This window comes from Pseudomonas sp. BN607, from assembly GCF_029871175.1.
In the GTDB taxonomy this organism is placed as follows: domain Bacteria; phylum Pseudomonadota; class Gammaproteobacteria; order Pseudomonadales; family Pseudomonadaceae; genus Aquipseudomonas.
The window spans coordinates 24,662-42,010 of sequence record NZ_SSOE01000029.1 but is presented as its reverse complement, the minus strand read 5'-3'; the positions used below and the strand labels follow the sequence as shown (position 1 = coordinate 42,010).

Annotated in this window: 10 protein-coding genes and 1 riboswitch; of the genes, 1 reads left to right on the top strand and 9 read right to left on the bottom strand. The window is 58.8% G+C overall.

Annotated features, from left to right (window positions below; all coding sequences use genetic code 11):
* Positions 1 to 51: 51 nt before the first annotated feature.
* Positions 52 to 1,932, bottom strand: a complete 1,881-nt coding sequence (gene thiC, locus E8E68_RS07555; protein WP_110745964.1) for a phosphomethylpyrimidine synthase ThiC — start codon at positions 1,930 to 1,932, stop codon at positions 52 to 54.
* A gap of 155 nt (positions 1,933 to 2,087) precedes the next feature.
* Positions 2,088 to 2,194, bottom strand: a riboswitch (TPP riboswitch).
* Positions 2,195 to 2,354: 160 nt separating this feature from the next.
* Between thiC and E8E68_RS07550 the strand changes: the two genes are divergently transcribed.
* Positions 2,355 to 3,788, top strand: a complete 1,434-nt coding sequence (locus E8E68_RS07550; protein WP_266032339.1) for a TolC family outer membrane protein — start codon at positions 2,355 to 2,357, stop codon at positions 3,786 to 3,788.
* Positions 3,789 to 3,922: 134 nt separating this feature from the next.
* Here E8E68_RS07550 and E8E68_RS07545 read toward each other — a convergent pair whose 3' ends face one another.
* The 8 genes from E8E68_RS07545 to E8E68_RS07510 all read right to left on the bottom strand — a co-directional run bounded on the left by E8E68_RS07545 (position 3,923) and on the right by E8E68_RS07510 (position 17,340).
* Positions 3,923 to 9,340: a S8 family serine peptidase gene (locus E8E68_RS07545; RefSeq protein ID WP_280340455.1), complete on the bottom strand. Its 5,418-nt coding sequence runs from the start codon at positions 9,338 to 9,340 to the stop codon at positions 3,923 to 3,925.
* A complete protein-coding gene (locus tag E8E68_RS07540) occupies positions 9,337 to 10,143 on the bottom strand; it encodes a hypothetical protein (protein WP_280340453.1) in 807 nt (268 codons plus the stop codon). The genes E8E68_RS07545 and E8E68_RS07540 overlap by 4 nt, the downstream gene beginning before the upstream one ends.
* A gap of 36 nt (positions 10,144 to 10,179) precedes the next feature.
* The gene (locus tag E8E68_RS07535; protein ID WP_280340451.1) at positions 10,180 to 10,512 is read right to left on the bottom strand and encodes a hypothetical protein; all 333 of its coding nucleotides are present in this window, start codon (positions 10,510 to 10,512) and stop codon (positions 10,180 to 10,182) included.
* Positions 10,513 to 10,573: 61 nt separating this feature from the next.
* Positions 10,574 to 11,341 (bottom strand): hypothetical protein, encoded by a 768-nt coding sequence (locus tag E8E68_RS07530; protein WP_280340450.1) that lies wholly within the window; start codon positions 11,339 to 11,341, stop codon positions 10,574 to 10,576.
* Between the two features lie 26 nt (positions 11,342 to 11,367).
* Positions 11,368 to 12,786: an HlyD family type I secretion periplasmic adaptor subunit gene (locus E8E68_RS07525; RefSeq protein ID WP_280340448.1), complete on the bottom strand. Its 1,419-nt coding sequence runs from the start codon at positions 12,784 to 12,786 to the stop codon at positions 11,368 to 11,370.
* Complete coding sequence (locus tag E8E68_RS07520; protein WP_266032343.1) at positions 12,783 to 14,927, bottom strand: type I secretion system permease/ATPase; 2,145 nt, start codon at positions 14,925 to 14,927, stop codon at positions 12,783 to 12,785. Before E8E68_RS07520 ends, E8E68_RS07525 begins: the two co-directional genes overlap by 4 nt.
* Before the next feature lie 236 nt (positions 14,928 to 15,163).
* Positions 15,164 to 16,438, bottom strand: a complete 1,275-nt coding sequence (gene waaA, locus E8E68_RS07515; RefSeq protein ID WP_266032344.1) for a lipid IV(A) 3-deoxy-D-manno-octulosonic acid transferase — start codon at positions 16,436 to 16,438, stop codon at positions 15,164 to 15,166.
* An 11-nt stretch (positions 16,439 to 16,449) separates the two neighbouring features.
* Positions 16,450 to 17,340, bottom strand: coding sequence for a LysR family transcriptional regulator (locus E8E68_RS07510; protein WP_266032345.1), 891 nt, complete (start codon positions 17,338 to 17,340; stop codon positions 16,450 to 16,452).
* Positions 17,341 to 17,349 lie beyond the last annotated feature (9 nt).

The following is a 17,349-nucleotide window of genomic DNA, read 5'->3' as shown; positions in this document are numbered from 1 at the left end:
AGCTGACGCATTCGCGGGGCAAGCCCGCTCCCACAAAGGAAAATGGCGTGCTTAGACTTTGTGGTACAGCTGGCTGCCTTCCTGGCGGAACCGCTCGGCCTGCTCGCGCATGCCTTGTTCGACCGTCACGTCCACGGCCTCGATCTTGGCGGCGTACTCACGCACTTCCTGGGTGATCTTCATCGAACAGAACTTCGGCCCGCACATCGAGCAGAAGTGCGCGACCTTGGCCGACTCCTTTGGCAGGGTCTCGTCGTGGTAGGCACGGGCAGTGTCCGGGTCCAGGCCGAGGTTGAACTGGTCTTCCCAGCGGAACTCGAAACGTGCCTTGGACAGGGCGTTGTCACGGATCTGGGCGCCCGGGTGACCCTTGGCAAGGTCGGCGGCATGTGCGGCGATCTTGTAGGTGATGATGCCGGTCTTGACGTCATCCTTGTTCGGCAGGCCCAGGTGCTCCTTGGGGGTGACGTAGCAGAGCATGGCGCAACCGAACCAGCCGATCATCGCCGCACCAATGCCCGAAGTGATGTGATCGTAGCCCGGGGCGATATCGGTGGTCAGCGGGCCGAGGGTGTAGAACGGCGCCTCGTCGCAGCACTCCAGCTGCTTATCCATGTTCTCCTTGATCAGCTGCATCGGCACGTGGCCAGGGCCTTCGATCATGCACTGCACATCGTGCTTCCAGGCGATCTTGGTCAGCTCGCCCAAGGTTTCCAGCTCACCGAACTGCGCGGCATCGTTGGCGTCGGCAATCGAGCCAGGGCGTAGGCCGTCACCCAGCGAGAAGCTGACGTCGTAGGCCTTCATGATTTCGCAGATTTCATCGAAGTGGGTGTACAGGAAGTTTTCCTTGTGGTGCGCCAGGCACCACTTGGCCATGATCGAGCCACCACGGCTGACGATGCCGGTGACACGCTTGGCGGTCAGCGGCACATAGCGCAGCAGCACACCAGCGTGGATGGTGAAGTAGTCCACACCCTGCTCGGCCTGCTCGATCAGCGTGTCGCGGAACAGCTCCCAGGTCAGGTCTTCGGCGACGCCATTGACCTTTTCCAGAGCCTGGTAGATCGGCACGGTACCGATCGGCACCGGCGAGTTGCGAATGATCCACTCGCGGGTTTCGTGGATGTGCTTGCCGGTGGACAGGTCCATGACCGTGTCAGAGCCCCAGCGTATCCCCCAGGTCAGCTTGGCCACTTCTTCCTCAATCGAGGAACCCAGGGCGCTGTTGCCGATGTTGCCATTGATCTTCACCAGGAAGTTGCGGCCGATGATCATCGGCTCCAGTTCCGGGTGGTTGATGTTGGCCGGGATGATCGCGCGGCCACGGGCGACTTCTTCGCGGACGAATTCGGGGGTGATTTCTTTGGGGATGTTGGCACCGAAGCTGTGGCCGGCATGCTGCTCGTCGAGCAAGCCGGCGGCACGGGCTTCCTGCAGCTTCATGTTTTCGCGGATGGCCACGTATTCCATCTCGGCGGTGATGATGCCCTGGCGGGCATAGTGCATCTGCGAGACGTTGGCACCGGCCTTGGCACGGCGCGGGTTACGCACGTGGGCAAAACGCAGCTTGGCCAGTTCGGCATCGTTCAGGCGCTGCTGGCCGAAGTCGGAGCTCAGGCCGTCCAGGCGCTCGGTGTCACCGCGGGCTTCGATCCAGGCCGAACGAACATCGCCCAGTCCCTTGCGCACATCGATGATGACATCGGGGTCGGTGTACGGGCCGGAGGTGTCGTAGACCAGCACCGGGGCGTTGGTTTCGCCACCAAAATCGGTCGGGGTATCGTCAAGGCTGATTTCACGCATGGGGACGCGGATATCCGGGCGCGAGCCTTCGACATAGATCTTGCGCGAACGGCGGAAGGGTTGCACGGACTGCTGATCGACTTGTGCCGATTCGCTGAGGTTGATCGCTTTTTCTTGTTTGGTCATCACAGGCTCTCCAGACGGCTTCCTAGCAGTGGAATGTCGGGGTGAACCTGAAAAAGCGCGGACGCACCCTGGATGGGTGCAGTGCCGGATAAGGGGGTGCCTGAAGCTGCATGCAGCTGCGACATTCCCGGACCTGGCACAAGAGACTCCCCGGGAAGGCGAGCAATCTTGTTCCCTACGCAGGCGCTAACCTGATCAGGTTCAACGGGATCCGCACCTCTGCGATCTCAGCCTTTGCTTCAAGGCACCCCGACAAGAACATGCGCAGTCTAGACTGGAGTGGTCGGCAAAGCCAAGCGGGTAAATGCGCGGATGATGAAAGGCACACCGAGCGATTGTTGCCGGGTGCGCATGGCACTACACTGGCGCATCGCTCGATACTCAACAGTTCAGTAATTAAATTTCGTACAAGGATTGCCTCTATGCTGCGCAAACTCTCACTGGCGATAGCCGTGTCTTGTGCGTCCAACGGAATGGTCTGGGCAGCAGAGCTGCCCTCGACAGTCAGAACCGACCTGGTCAGCGTCTATCAGGAAGCGGTAGACAACAACGCCGATCTGGCTGCAGCACGCGCCGATTATGGCGCCCGCCGCGAAGTAGTGCCCCAGGCACGCGCCGGGCTGCTACCGAACCTGTCGGCCGATGCCGAAATGATGAACACCCGCACCAAGCTGGACGAGCCGTCCATCACCTCCAACCGCAGCGGCAACTCCTGGAGCGCGACCTTGGCCCAGCCAATCTTCCGCGCTGATCGCTGGTTCCAGCTGCAGGCAGCTGAAGCGGTCAACGAACAGGCAGCGCTGGAGCTGTCGGCGACTGAACAGAACCTGATCCTGCAAACCGCACAAAACTACTTTGCCGTCCTGCGCGCGCAGGACAACTTGGCCGCGACCAAGGCGGAGGAAGCCGCGTTCAAGCGCCAACTGGACCAGTCCAACGAGCGCTTCGATGTGGGCCTGTCGGACAAGACCGACGTGCTGCAATCCCAAGCCAGTTATGACACTGCACGGGCCAACCGGATTATCGCCGAGCGCCAGGTGCAGGATGCCTTCGAAGCGCTGGTCACCCTGACCAACCGTGAATACACCTCGATTCAAGGCGTGGTGCATACGCTGCCGGTGCAGGTACCCACGCCAAACGACGCCAAAGCCTGGGTCGAAACCGCCGGCCGCCAGAACCTCAACCTGCTGGCCACCAACTATGCGGTGTCTGCTGCCGAAGAGACACTGCGCCAGCGCAAGGCCGGCCATGCGCCGACCCTGGATGCTGTGGCCAAGTACCAGAAGGGTGACAACGACAGCCTCGGTTTTACCAACCCTTCACAACTGGGTGTGCGCTACAGCGGCGATGTCGAACAGACCAGCGTTGGCCTGCAGTTGAATATTCCGATCTACAGCGGCGGCCTGACCAGCTCGCAGGTACGCGAGGCTTACCAGCGTCTGAGCCAGAGCGAGCAACAGCGGGAAAGCCTGCGCCGTCAGGTCGTGGAAAACACCCGTAACCTGCACCGCGCGGTAAACACCGACGTGGAACAGGTACAGGCGCGCAAGCAGTCGATCATCTCCAACCAAAGCGCGCTGGAAGCTACCGAAATCGGTTACCAGGTTGGTACCCGCAACATCGTTGACGTGCTCGATGCCCAGCGTCAGCTGTACACCTCGGTGCGCGACTACAACAACAGCCGTTACGACTACATCCTCGACAACCTGAGCCTGAAGCAGGCAGCCGGCACCCTGAGCCCGCAAGACCTGCAGGACCTGAAGCGCTACCTGAAACCTGACTACAACCCGGACAAGGACTTCCTGCCGCCTGACCTGGCGGCAGCAGCGGCCAAAAACTTCGAGCGCAGGCCTTGAGGTAGGGGCTGGACCGTTCGCGGGCAAGCCCACTCCCACACGTGCCGTGCCAGGCCTGAAGGCATGATGCACCTGTGAGAGCTGGCTTGCTGGCGATAGGCCGCCAATATCACTCCAAGCATGTACGACAACGCCTAGGCGGCTACGGCAATCGTCGAGTCAATGCGTTGAGCCGACATATCACCGATAAGCACAGGCCCCGCAGGTTCAGGGGCGAACGCGGCCATTGCGTCAACAAGATTCCCCAGGCTCGGTAGCGAGTGCTCGACAGCAACCAGCGATGACCCTGCTGAAAGGGCTGAAACCTCTGGCACGGCAACCGGTTCAGATGTGACCATTGCCGGCTGCGCAAAGATAAAGTCCTCCGCTGTCACCTGCGCAACTTCGAGCGCATCCAGGTACAACATCTTCACAATACCTTCCTGCCCCGGCACTGCCTGGGTATCAACGGCTACACCGTGAATCTGCGCAAAGTCATTGAGTTTGAAGCGCTGGACTTTGCTGACGTGCAGATCCTCGAAGCGACTGATGCCTACCTGGGTCAGGTCAATCTTGTCGATACCGTGTCGGAACCCCCGAAGGGTGTTCTTGTAATCGCTCACACCTTCTTGTTTTGTCACCAGAAACACGCTGGGCGCAACCGTCGGCGGGGAATATACCGTGCCTGCCAACGAAGCCACCAACTGCCCGGATGCGTCACTGGCAAGCGACACGCCACCTGCACCACCGGTAAGCAGAACATTCGCGCTGACAGGCGAGGTCGTCTGCTCTTCAGGGCTACCCTCGAAATAACCTGGCGCAGCGGTGAAAGCGTCAAGGAAACGGAAGTTCGCTGACCGCAGTTCAGCAATCGTAGTGTCCGCAAGCGTCAGCTTCTGCCCACTGCCAAGGTCGAGCACAGTCGAATTGCCGTCCTGTTGCATCTGCAAGTCAGCAAACCCTGAACCACCAAAGCCGACCAGGTCGATCACCTCACGCGAAGTCTCGAACTGCTTGAGTACATCGTTACCCCCTGCACGCCTGTGGATGACAAAGCGGTCGGTACCCTCCCCCCCCTTGAGGAGATTGTACCCACGGCCACCATCCAGTAATGCCCCGGCGGGCCCGGCGATCAAGGTATCGTCGCCATCACCACTGATAAGGTTTTGCACCGAGCCAGGGGCTATGGTGAGCGCCGCACCGGCAATACTGGCGCTGCCGCTGGCCAGATCCACCGAGATACTGCGACTTACTGCAGCCGCATTCAACGTATTGCGCCCGCCAGCGGTGCCGCTGATGGCATCGTCAAGCTTCGCGCGCCCTGGGTTTTCTGCCACCAGGTTCGCGTAGTCGTCGGTGAAGTAATAGACATCATCGGTGGTGCCGGGGCTGCCGACGAGGCGCAGCGTCCAGCGATCAAGCGTTAACGGTAAGCCAGCAACAGCATTACGCACCTCGAGTCTCCACTCCCCAGCCGAGCGCTCTGCGCGATGATGGGTCGACATGAACCCATATTTGAACGCCCCTGAACGCGAATCGCCCAGATCGTCATCACCAGAGCCCGGCGCCTTGCCTGTGCGATCGAGCAGTACGCTGCGCGTGCCGCCAGGCGACACCAGCGTGAGCGTCATGTCACCAAGGCGGCCGACCATCGAGTGGACATCGACCTCCACATGCTCCACCAGCAAATCAGCCGGCTGGGTCAAAGACAAAGTCGCAACCTGTCCCGCCGCAACCTGTTGAGCCACTGGTGCACTGCTGGCTGTCAGCAGCCGTTCATTGGCCTTGGTCGCCCGGCTTCCCCAGGACTCGGCAAGGCGCACCGCGGCGCGGGCGTCGATCATGCCAAAGCCATAGTCGTGGCTGGCGTGCATGCCACCGCCATTCCAATTGCGCCCTGCGTTGTAAGCCCATTGGGTTGATGCGTCATCCACTTTGCGCGCAGACAGTGCGAGGATCTGCTGAACATCCCGGTAACCCAACCCCGGGTTGGCCTGCAACATCAACGCCACCACGCCTGAGACGATCGGCGCGGCGAAGCTGGTGCCCTGAGTCGTGCTGTAGGCGCTGCCGACCGACGCACCGCGCTCCGCTTCAAGGCTGACGCCACTGGATAGAACATGGCTCCCCGGTGCAGCCACCAGCAAGCTGGAGCCTGGATTGGAAAAGGGTGCCGTGGCAGCTTGCAGTACCGAGAGGTCTGCCTTTGCGTTGATGGCCGCCACTTCAATGGCGTGGCGGTTGTTGTTGGTCAGCGAGCCCTGTGCATTACCGCCTTTATGGCGCTGGTTGCCACCAGAGGCGACGACGATGGTGCCTAGCCCGCCACGGCCGTTGGTGGCGGCAAGCGTAGTGCTGAATGCCAGCGCCAGAGCAGTATCGACTTTTCCTTCTGGAACATTTGTGAGCCCGAAGTCCGTTTTGAAACCCCAACTGTTGTTGGCTATGTCGTAGTTGACCATTTGCCCCAGATTGGTCAGGTCATCGCCTTTGTTGGCCAGGTAGTGCCCGCCGATCTTCGCCTCATATGCGATGCCGATCCCTCCTTGATCATTGCGCGCGCCAACCATGACCCCAGCCACTTGAGTGGCATGATTGGACGCCAGGTCGGGCAGCGTGCCATTGGTGCGTTGGGTTTGCAGCCAGATGGGATCGATATTCGGCTTGAGATCGGGGTGCCCGATGTCGAAGATTTCCGGCGCCACGGCAAACTCCCCACCCGGCTCGAACTGCCCTATCCTCACCCCCTTGCCCGTGAAGTCACGCCATACCGGCGCGACATTGATCTCGTCCAGATACCACTGCCGCCCCGACAGCGGGTCAGCGGGGGATTGTTCATGGCGCAACGTTACCGTTGCCCGCAAGGGTGCTGATGCAGCACTGCCCACCTCGGTCACACTCATGGACGCGTTGCCGGCAGCATCGACCAAGTCGTAGCGGAAACTGACATCACCGTCATGGCCTGGCAACGGCGTGACCTCCACATCACCCTGCTCGTTCAGCCGCACTGTTGCACCCTTGCCAGCGCTGACTGAGGCGATGCGCAATGGCCCGCTGCTGCCAAGTGGCTGGTCATTACCCAGCAGCGCCGTTGCAGGGACTATCAGCGCCGTGTCAGTGGTGGCGAATGTAGCCAGTTGCTCAGGCGAGAGCCTGTCGCCGATTGGCATGGCGCCCCCGCCAAGAAGATCGACGGCAGCAATGTCGGCGAAGCTGAGTTTCTGGATGTTGCTCAGGCTCAGACGGCCATCTCGTCCCGCCACGGTGTCGGTGATCAGGTGGCCCGATTCGGTACGTGTGATCAGGTACTCGTCGTGAGCACCATGCAAACTGACCAGGTTGGTGCCCGCGCCTCCGTCGATCGTGGCATCGCCGCGTCCAGCCTCGATCACGTCATCGGCAGCACCGCCCGTAATCCGATCAGCGCCACCACCGGCGTAAATGATACTTCCGCCCGCCGAGGCCTGAATGCGATCCCCCTTGGGGCCCGCATAGATCACCGACTTGCCGGTACCGCCAATGATGTCGTTACGGCCTGTACCACCCACAAGCACATCGTTGCCGCCCCCGCCAATCAGCAAGCTGTCGCCCGAGCCGCCCTTGATGAATACTCCGCGTTGACCGCCGCTGGCGATGATGTCCTTACCCCGCCCGCCTTGCGCGATGGTCAGCCCGGCATTGGCCATGTTCAGCCCAACGCCATGCTCCCCCACGATCAGTGCCGTGTCGCGCCCACCATTGCCCTGCATGTTCGCCCAATCGTCGCTGGCACTGATCACGAATACATCGTCGCCCGCCCCGCCGTGATAGGTGTTGCTGCCACCGCCACCAACCAGCCAACTGCCCTCTGGAGCCGCGGTCAAGACATCATCGCCCGCGCTGCCGTACAGCGTCTGTACGCCGAGCGCTGCGGCGTCCAGCGTGCTGCCTTGAGCACTCTGGCTGATGTAGGCCCTTCGGGAAGTGGGCCCGCTTGACGAAGTCAGTAGAGTGCCACCCTCCTGGGCCTCGATCCGATTACCGACGGTATCGGCGAGAAACCTCACCGCCAGTACTTCCCGGTCCTCACCATTGACAGTGAAAGCGCCTCGGGAAATGACCTCGTTACCCTGACGCACCTCTCCTACCGGCTCGACCTGGCCGAGCTTGATCTGGCTAATGCCATGCTCCTGCAATGCCCTTAGCTCACCGGCATCGGCACGCCCGTCGTGGTTGCCATCGACCCACACCTTCAATTGCGCCCAGACGGCGTCTTCAACGTTGATGACGCCATCGGCGTTGGCGTCAACACTTGCCAGGGCGGCGAAGCCATCCTTGAACAGCGTTTCACCGGAGTTGCCGTCGCTGCCTGCCTTGCCGCCGTAGTATTCGGAGAACAGCTGGCTGACGTTGCTCACCTGGCCGGTACCATTATCATGCACCAGCATGCCCGTCAGCCGGTCTGCCCAGCCGGTGCGGCGCAGTGAACCACTGTTATCGATATCGAACAGTACGCCTTCCTCGATACCCGTCAGGCCAACGCCCTTGCCGCTCAGGTCGAGCAAGAGCGGGTCGACAAACGTGTTCACCGTGGACATTGCTGCCAACCCGTTGAGTACCACGGCATTGCGCAGGCTGAAATCCGGTTGTTCATTGCCATCACGATAGAACTGAGCCAGGTGCTGATTGGGTCGCACGTTGGGGTCGATCTGGAGCTCGCCGGGGCGAACACCACCGGTGGCCAAACTGCCCAACTGAGCGGAGGTGAAGTCGGTGTTGTCGAGGGTGCTGTCGGTGAATGCGATACTGTGGGTCAGGCGACGATCGACGTAGCCGTTGGAGACGTCATTGCGGATATCGTCCTGGCCTTGGAGGTCGCGGCGGGATTCGGTTGTGGGGGTGATTTCGATCTGCAGTGTTTGATCAGTTGCATTATCAAAGTGACTAGCGGCTTTAAAGGCATTATCGATGGAATTGAAAAGCGAAGCTGCGGCAGCACTGATAAGGTCAGGAACACCCGTGGGTGACTCGACCTTGGATATCCACTCCTTAGCAATTAAACGGTTTTCGGCGGAAGAAACTACTGATGCCATTGCCATCATGCGGTGAGTGTGAAAGGAAAGTGTAAATTCATCCGTTAGATTCCCCGCTGAGGAAAGCACATGCCGCCAGTAGTCCTCTCGATTTTCGACAGCAATCACATCAAACACCGGACTCAACGTCCATGCCCTCTCAGGATATTCAAGGCTTTCGAAAGTTTCCTTATGAAATGCCGCGACCTCTTTTTGGCTTACCTGACCGACAATAGGACCTTTACTAATCTTATTTAGCAACACCTCCATATATTTATTTGCCATTTCAACCCTCACCTTATCCACATCGATTTCTTGCATCGGACGACCGACACCTGCCGCTACCGACTTCATATAATTTATTGCCGCAACACCTGACAAAGAGTCCCCGCGCGCAACGCCATTTGCAAGGACAGCGTATTTGTCTCCTTTTTTTGCCAGAACATCATACATTGCATCCGGCCCCTTATCACGCAAAGCCTGACGTGCCTCATCCACATCGGACAGCTCTATCCTAATCATTTATCGACTCCATATTTTACAGCATTCAAGAAAAACTCACCCACCGTCAAAACAATGTTATGCCACTCCCCTAGCCGCCCCCATAAAAACTCCACATTTACAATGGCGTTGTCTCCGGGCATCAAAAACTCCAAATAGCAACGCGAGTAATTGGCCTTATGCTCGACCCAGTTGCAATAACCGATGTATTGCATGCGCCCCTTGGCCTCCAGCCAGAAAAAGCCCTTGCGCTGATTAGGAAATGCACTATCAACTCCCTCGAGAAAATTTAGACCGAGATCTTCGTTCAGCTTGCTAGCCTGAACTAGAGGCGCAGGTGTTTCACGAAGGTAATGCTGGAGCTGTTTTCTCAACCCCGCTTCCCCATGCGGCCAAGGCTCAATTGCGACCGATATTCCATCAAAACTAAAAGACGTCGCCTCACCGTAAGAGACGGGCTGCATCTCCGGCCAACTCATTGCCATATAGAGCGACACCAAGTTTGCACCACAGCCTTTTTTGTTATTTGTAAATCCCGGCTCCCAAGAACTCTTACCCTCATACTCAGGCCAATAGATCACATACTTCCTAGGGAGCTCATAAACAACACCCGAGATCTTTCCACACACCATTGGATTAGGGGTCTTCAGCTTCTTCGGCGCCCAAGTCGGAGTAATAACAATGGCGACCAATAACCACACCACACTTAGCAACAACAACAACTTGCTAAAACCCCACAGCACCAAACCAAATCTTCTACACAGCGCAATTAGCTTTCCGAACAGCACCTTCCCAAAGAGAAAGATATACCTATAACTAATCATCACCCCTCCCTAGAGCCAGTCTGCACATATCAGCCACTAAGCAAACTTCGCTTCAGACAATGCATGAACTTTTCCAAAATTTCTTTCGCACAACACGGAAATGCTGCCTCCAGCCCCAAACGCATCTGAACCACCGTGCCGCTGCAGGGGGTTCAAGAAGAAACTGATAAGCCTGCGCCTATCCACAATCACTTCTGCACGCACAGTCATACTTATCGTCAGCGGCACGTCTTTATCCCCTACGCGTAAAATCTCCTTGGCCAGTTCTATTCGAGCGCTATACATCAGGCCGCGCCGCTCATCTTCAATATCGTCATCAGAATACTCTCCACCCCCTTGGACACCCCCGTACCTGGTAAACGTTAACAACTTTAACTTCCACTTACTGCCCCTGATCAGAAGAGGTTAACTTCATCATTAAAAACCACCCTTACATCCCATTAGATTCCAAGAAGTTCTTGACACGCGACACCATCTCACCCCACTCGCTTAATTCGTCCCATCCAAACTCAATCTTTACAATAGTCTTACTGTCCTCCAGCAAATATCTAAAATGACACCGATGGTATTTAGACCTATACTTACTCCAACTACATCTTCCAATTTGCTCCATGTACCCATTTCTTTCAGACCAGAAAATCATCCGTGGTGAATTGGGAAAAACGCTATCAACACCCTCCACTCGATTCAAACCTAATTGTCTATCAAACACCTTGGCCTCTCGTTGCTTATAAGTTGCCTCGGAAATGAAAAAATCAAAGGTTTCGCGCAGCCCCCTCTCACCAGCGGGCCATGGTTCAAGCGTCACTACGATTCCACTAAACGCCTCTGAGAAATAGCTTCCCGGCGTTAACTCAGGCCAGTTCATGGCCAGACTTAAAGAATATAAATTTGATTCACACCCTCTATCAACGCCGACAGAACCTCTCTTATAATTTCCTTCACCCTCATATTCCGGCCAGAAAGGAACATATTCGCTTGAAAACTCATACATAACACCGGACACCACACCACATACTTTCGGCGCAGGGGGTGCGACCGGCTTCGATTTCTCGCTTAAAGCAACAGTCGCCACTGCTAAAGCAACACAGCTCGCGGGAACACACAACGCGACCGCTGCGCTAACCCTCAGTGCATTCCATATAATTTCGTACAGCATTCTCCAGCCGCTTTTTTCCCGTAGCCGATTCGCGTCCATCTGTTATCACCCTCACAAGTAATCACTTAGCGCTCCGTTAAACTTTCCTGCACATGTCGCCGCAAAGGCCTTAGAAAATAACTTATAACCTTGCGCTTATCCGTAATAACCTCCGCACGCACTGACATACCCGCCGTCAACGGAACATCCTGTTTTCCTACACGCATTATTTCCTTACCCAGGCGGACTCGAGCGCTATAAACCAACCCTCGCCTCTCATCTTCAATGGCATCGTCAGAAATACTCTCCACTACCCCCGGGACAACCCCGTACTGGGTAAACGTGAACGTCTCAACTTTCACTTCCACTGGCTGCCCCGGATATACAAAGCCGATATCTTTGTTCTCGACTTTCACTTCCACTTCCACCGGCTCGCCCGTCGGCACAATGACCATCAGTGTCTGCGCGGGTGTAACCACCCCGCCCTGTGTATGGATCGCCAACTGCTGGACGGTGCCGTCAACGGGGGATGTCAGTACCTTGAGGCGATGCCGCTGCTCGGCCTTGTTCAACTCCTGCTCAAGGGTTGCAATGCGCCGTTGCGCCTCACCGTGAAGGTCGAGCATGGCTCTGCGAAGTTGGGCAATGGCACCGCTACGGCGGTGCTGAGCAGCAAGCCGTGCAGCGTTCAGTTCGTCTATGCGCGAGCGCTGGAGTGCCAGTTCGCGTTCCTGCTCCAGGCGGGCCTGCTCCTTTTCCAGGTAGGTGTGCTTGGCCACGGCCGATTCGCTGAACAACAGCTTGTAATCCGCCGTCAGTTGGCGGGTGATCACCAACAGTTGCCGGAGCGCGTCAGCCCGGCCCTGGGCGGAACGGATTTCGGCAGCGCGTTGACCGATTTCGGCATCGGCCTGTTCCAGCGTGGCCTGTAACTCCAGGTATTGCCCCTCCAGCCAGCGCTGCGCGCCTGCCTGCTGCGCGGCCGTGGCCTGCGGTATCAGTGGTGCCAGGGAGGCAGGTGCCACATCGCCGTCCAGCGCACTCAGCAGTGTGCTGGCGCGGGCCTGGTCGATCTGCGCAGCCAGCAGTTCGCTGCCTAGGCGCTTGATATCAGCCTCGGTCAACTGCCCTTCCAGCTCGACCAGCACATCGCCTTTGCGCACCGGCTGGCCATCGACGACGTGGATCGACTGCACCACCGCGACTTCGCTGGCCTGTATCAACTTGCTCCTGCCACTGGGCACGATCTTGCCTTCGGCACTGGCGATGACATCGATCTCACCGATGCAAGCCCAGGCAAGCGCCAGCCCGATGAACATCAGCAGGCTCCACTGCAGGTAGCGCGGCAAGGGATGCACTGGCGTTTCCTGCAAGGACAGTGCCGCAGGTAAAAAGGCCAGTTCGTCGGGTTCACGTACGGGGCCGTCCATGCACCGGCGCTTTCGCCATGCCGTCCTCCACGCATCCCGGTAGCGCTCGGCAAGGTCCTTGAACTCCGCACTCATACGGCGGCCCCGAGCTGCAGTTGATGCAGGTAGGCATAGGTGCCCTGTGGATAACCCAGCAGCTCATCATGAGTCCCTTGCTCGATGATCTGCCCACGCTCCATGACCACGATGCGGTCGGCATGGCGTACTGCCGAAAGCCGATGGGCAATGATGATGACCGTGCGCTGCGCGCAAATCCGCGCCATGTTCTGCTGGATGATCCGTTCGGACTCATAGTCCAGCGCACTGGTGGCTTCGTCGAAAATGAGGATGCGTGGGTTGCCGAACAGCGCTCGGGCGATGGCTATGCGCTGTCGCTGCCCACCCGACAGGCTGGCGCCGTGCTCACCAATCAGGGTTTCGTAACCATCCGGTAATTCGAGGATGAACTCGTGAGCACCCGCCAGCGTCGCTGCGGCGATTACTTCTTCAAGGGGTGCCGCTGGGTTGCAGAGGGCAATGTTCTCGCGCACGGTGCGCCGAAAAAGCACGTTGTCCTGCAACACCACGCCGATCTGCCGACGCAGTGACGCCACATCGGCTACCGCCAGGTCAGCACCGTCGAGCAATACCCGCCCCCGCTCGGGTGAGTACAGCCGCTGAATCAAGCGTGTCAGCGTGCTCTTGCCTGACCCCGAGCGACCTACAACGCCTATCACTTCTCCGGCGGCGATCTTCAGGCTGACATCGCGCACCACTTCGCCCCCGTCCGGCCGATAGCGAAAACACACACGATCGAGCTCGATCTGCCCGACAAGTGTGGGCAGCACCGTGCCCTTGCCTTGGTTGACCTCGGTACGGGTGTTGAGAATGTCACCTAGGCGTTGGATCGATACCCCTGTCTGCTGGAAGCTGGTCCAGAGTTGAGCCAGGCGGATGATGGGCTGCGACACGCGCCCTGCGAGCATGTTGAAGGCGATCAGCTCGCCCACCGTGAGTGCGCCTTCGATGACCAGCCGGGCCCCCAGCCATAAGGTGGCTACCGTGACCAGCTTGCCGATCAGGCCGACGCTTTCATTGGCCAGACTGGAAAGGTTCTGGGTCTTGAAACTGGCAGATACATAAGCAGCCAACTGATCATTCCAGCGCCGGGTCACCTGAGGTTCCACGGCCATCGACTTCAGTGTGTCGATGCCGTTGACCGCCTCGACCAAAAAAGCCTGGTTCTCGGCGCCGCGCTGGAAGCTTTGATCAATCAACGCCCGCAGTAGCGGCGTAACGACCAGGGATACGAGAAAGTAGAAAGGCAGCGAGCCAACGACGACCAGCGTCAACCATCCGCTATAGAGGAACATGACAGCGATGAAGACCACCGAGAACAGCACATCCAGCACTAGCGTGATGCTGTTGTTGGTCAAGAAACTTCTGATGTTCTCCAGTTCTCGCACTCGGGCAACCGAGTCACCGACTCGCCTGGCGTGAAAGTAGGCGGTGGGAAGATCGATCAAATGCCTGAACAGTTTTGCACCCAGTTCGACATCGATTCTTGACGCTGTATGAGCTGCCACATAGGTACGCAACCCACTCAGCAATGTTTCAAACAGAACGACGACCAATAGAGCCAAGGCGATAACATCCAGCGTGGTCAAACCGCGATGCACCAGGACTTTGTCCATTACCACCTGAAAGAACAAAGGCGTCAGCAAAGCCAGTATCTGAATGACTAGGGAAACCACGAGCACTTCGCCAAATAGCCGCCTGTACTTCACCAGGGCAGGAATGAACCAGGTAAAGTCGAAGCGTGACAGCCCTAGGGGCAACTGGGCATCCGAGCGAACCAGAATGAGTTCTCCCGACCAGCGCACCACCAGTTCCGCGATGGTCAGCGCTTGCGGCGCGCAGGCATGCGGGTCCTGCACCAGAACCTGATCGCCCTCCACGCGCGCGATGATGAAGTATCCACCACGGGTATCCACTGCAATAGCGGGCAAGGGCGTATGCCGCAGCCGGCCCGGACTGATGCTGCGGTGTTTCGCCTTGAGGCCCAGTTGCCGAAATACCCGAAGTAGTGAGCAGGTCGAGAAACGCTCACCCGCTGCTGCATGATCGTGCCGCAACTGCTCAGCAGAGACGGCAACACCATGGTAACGCGCCAGCGTGATAAGACACACCAGCCCACTTCCAATAGTGTTAGCATTGCCATCAGATAAATCAGCCATCACACCACCTCTTATGAAAACCGAATATGAGGTGATACTAGCCCGAAGCAATAGGAAAAATGTCCTACAAGCTTCCGACGCAACTCGTGTGACACTTCTGACTTTTAAAGTCTATTCGTAGGAAGTTTCCTAACGACGAGAAATCCAGCGTAGGAATTTATAACTTACGCCGTAGGAATGGATAACCAGAATCAGACATACCCACTCTAGAGCAGTTCTTTGAGTGGATATGCAGCTTATAAGCGGATCAAGGCCCCCAGGCCCTCTAGCAATCGCTGCAGCGCCCCCTGATTGGCCCGCATCACCGCCCTGCCCGCCTCGCCCATGCGCTGGGCGTCCTGCGGCAGTTCCACCAGACGGCGCACCGCACCGGCCAGCCCGTCAGCATCATCCACCTGCTGCAAAGCCCCTGCCTCGCGTAGCATCGCGCTGATTTCGAGGAAGTTGAACACATGCGGCCCCATGAGCACTGGCAAGGCCAGCGCCGCAGGCTCCAACGGGTTGTGCCCACCGGTCGGCACCAGGCTGCCGCCGACAAAGGCAATATCGGCCAGCGCATAGAGGAACAGCAGCTCACCCATGGTGTCGCCCAGCAACACGCGGGTTTGCGCATTGACCGGCGCTGCAGAAGAACGGCGCACGGTGGTGAATTGCTCGCTGCACAGCGTATGCACTGCAGCGAACCGCTCAGGGTGACGCGGCACCAGGATCAGCAAGGCATCGCCATGCACCTGCAACAACTGCCGATGGGCCTGCAGAATCAGCGCATCTTCACCATCATGGGTACTGGCGGCAATCCACACCGGGCGCTGTTCTGCCCCCCACTGTTCACGCAAAGCCCTGGCACGCGGCTGCAGTTGCTCATCGATCTTGAGGTCGAATTTGATCGAGCCGGTGACCTGCACGCACTCCGGGCGGGCGCCCAGGCCACGGAAGCGTTGCGCCTCGGTTTCGGTCTGCACGGCGATCAGGCTCATTTCCGCCAGCATCGGCCTGGTCAGCCCGGCAAAGCGCCCGTAACCGCGTGCCGAGCGCTCGGACAAACGCGCATTGGCAAGCGCCACCGGAATGCCGCGTTTGGCACACTGGTGAATGTGATTGGGCCACAACTCGGTTTCCATGATGATGCCCAGTTTCGGCCGCACATGATCGAGAAAACGCCCGGCCGCCCATGGCAGGTCATACGGCAGGTAGCAATGCTGCACGCGGGGTTCGTCGGCGAACATGGCGCGGATACGCTCGGAACCGGTGGGGGTCATGCAGGTGAGCGTGATCGGCAGTTCCGGATAGGCCTTCAGCAGGGCGCGGACCATGGGTGCTGCGGCAATGCTCTCGCCCACCGACACCGCATGCACCCAGAGGCCACCTTGGCGCATGGCCGGCAGCTTGAAGGCAAAGCGCTCGCCGATGCGCTGGCCATAGGCTGGCGCCTTGCGCGCGCGCAGATACAGGCGCAGCGCAACCAGCGGCAGGCCTAAGTGAAACAGCAAGGTATAGAGTGTTCTGTTCATGGCGGCGAAGTTTACCCGATCGCGCGCAGGTGCACTGCAAAGCGCTCGGCCAGCCACTGCGCAGCAGGGCCCAGGGGTTGATCACGGCGCCAGGCCAATTCCGCCACCAAGGCCGGTGGTCGCCAATCGCTGTCCAGTTCGACCATGTGCGCTTGGTAGGTCGGGTACTGCACCACATGCCGTGGTAACCAGGCCCAGCCCAGGCCGCGCATCAGCAGTTCCGCCATGGCGTAGAAGCTGTCGGCCCGCCATACCTGCGGGCTTATCGCTTCGCCGCCGGGGTACCCGCTTTGTTGTGGCGTGATCAGCAACTGCCGGTGGCGGGCCAATTGTTGTCGGGTGACACGGCCTTCACCCGCCAGCGGGTGCCCGACCGCGCACACCGTGACCATCTCCACGCTGCCCAAGGCACGGCGCTCCAAGGAAGCCGGGATGCTTTCGTGGAGGAAGAACAGGCCCAGGTCGGCGCGCCGCTCCACCAGCTTGCGCGCCACATCGCCCTGGGCTCCGCTAGCCAATTGCACCTCCAGGAACGGGTAGCGACTAGCCAGTTCGTCAAGGCTGTCGATCACCGGCTGATACGGCATGGCTTCGTCCTGAGCGACCCGCAGCAGGGCCTCCTGCCCTCGCATCAGGGCCAGGGCGCGGCCATCCAGGCGTTCGCACTGGCGGAGCAATTCGCGGGCATCTTCCAGCAAGGCGCTGCCGTTTTCGGTCAATTTCGGTTGCCGGCCGCTGCTGCGCTCGAACAGAGTGACCCCAAGGTCGGTTTCGAGCAGAGCGATGGCACTGCTGATCGCCGACTGGGCTTTGTGCTGTTCGCGGGCCACCGCAGAGAACGAGCGCAGTTCCGCAACGCGCAGAAAGGTACGCAGTTGTTCAAGGTTCCACTGCTCGGCCATCTACCTATC